The organism is Undibacterium sp. GrIS 1.2 (assembly GCF_040544435.1).
In the GTDB taxonomy this organism is placed as follows: Bacteria; Pseudomonadota; Gammaproteobacteria; order Burkholderiales; family Burkholderiaceae_D; genus Undibacterium.
Map to the genome: position 1 here is coordinate 1 of NZ_JBEONP010000154.1, position 1,138 is coordinate 1,138.

Consider the following 1,138-nt stretch of genomic DNA (forward strand, 5'->3'; position numbering starts at 1 on the left):
CGTTTGAGTACTTTGCGTAGCTCGTCTATCATTACATGAATCACAAATTTTGTCGGATCGGCAGTCTAACAGAGACAGCCTATTGCGACAGAACCGAAATTCTTGCTGGAGCATTTTTTGTTAGTGACCTACTTAAAAAGATATTGCAAAGATTTACCAAAGTTACGTAAGGGGGTCGATGAGAAACTTGTCTGTTCATTCGACGCATGCTTTGAATGATATTGTTCAGAACGGTCCTTGCCGGAATGTTGTTTATAAGGCGTAGGTTCAGGCAATGGCATTGTTGAGTTTTTGATTGACGATGGCAAATCAGGGAAAAGATCAAAGCCCACAATCCGCTCTAGCTCGGCGATGGAGACGACTTGATAGTCCATACCTGGCTTGTTATACGTCAAATACGCTGCCGCTTGATGTTTGGAAGGATCGACTATCGCTTTAAAGATACGGGTCGGTATGACAACGCGACCATTGAGCTTATTCGCTGTTGTATCAAAGATCGGTCCTGTAATGACATACAATCTCTCGCGCTGCGTTGCTAACTTCCTGGTGGCTGATTCAATACCTTCGTGCAGGTTTTGGTTATTATCCGAATTTTCCGGAATGATATTGGCAAGTGAAAACGATTCGAATTGAGCTGTGTAAGTGCTAAAGTCGCTGTTTGGACTCATGTGGCCCCGGTCGATTGAGTGGTCGATATCGACATTCTTTGTAGATCCTTTATAGTCTTTCAAGTAGGAGCGATCCGCATTGGGAATTTGCTCTTCTTCGTGAAAGCTATCCTGCCGTTTTAATTTGCGCGCCTCTTTAATACGGTTATTCGTTAGAAACTCAGCCGTCCAGAGCGGTGTTTTGGTCACGCCAGAGTACATCAAAGCATATTCCTCAAAACACAACGAAGTGGTACGTTCGTTAAAATGAGTAGTCGTCGCAACGGGTGCCTTGCCGTTCAAAAACTGTGTTGAACAATCCTTGGCATCGACGTTGGTAACCGCGGCAAATGCGGAGAATAATAGAAACGAATGAATCCATTTTTTAAACATAGTAAAGTATGCGTCCGACAGACCCACCTAGACGATCAGCAAATAACCGATTTTGCCCGCAGCGGAAGCAATTCATCAATACGATTATTTTTACAGGT

General features: G+C 43.8%; 1 protein-coding gene. It reads right to left on the minus strand.

Annotated features, from left to right (window positions below; all coding sequences use genetic code 11):
- Window positions 1-128 precede the first annotated feature (128 nt).
- The gene (locus tag AAKU61_RS22635; RefSeq protein WP_354335890.1) at window positions 129-1,040 is read right to left on the minus strand and encodes a DNA/RNA non-specific endonuclease; all 912 of its coding nucleotides are present in this window, start codon (window positions 1,038-1,040) and stop codon (window positions 129-131) included.
- Between the last annotated feature and the right edge of the window lie 98 nt (window positions 1,041-1,138).

Excerpts from the sequence above, each read along its gene's own strand:
- AAKU61_RS22635 (WP_354335890.1), bottom strand. The coding sequence starts at position 1,040 with ATGTTTAAAAAATGGATTCATTCGTTTCTATTATTCTCCGCATTTGCC.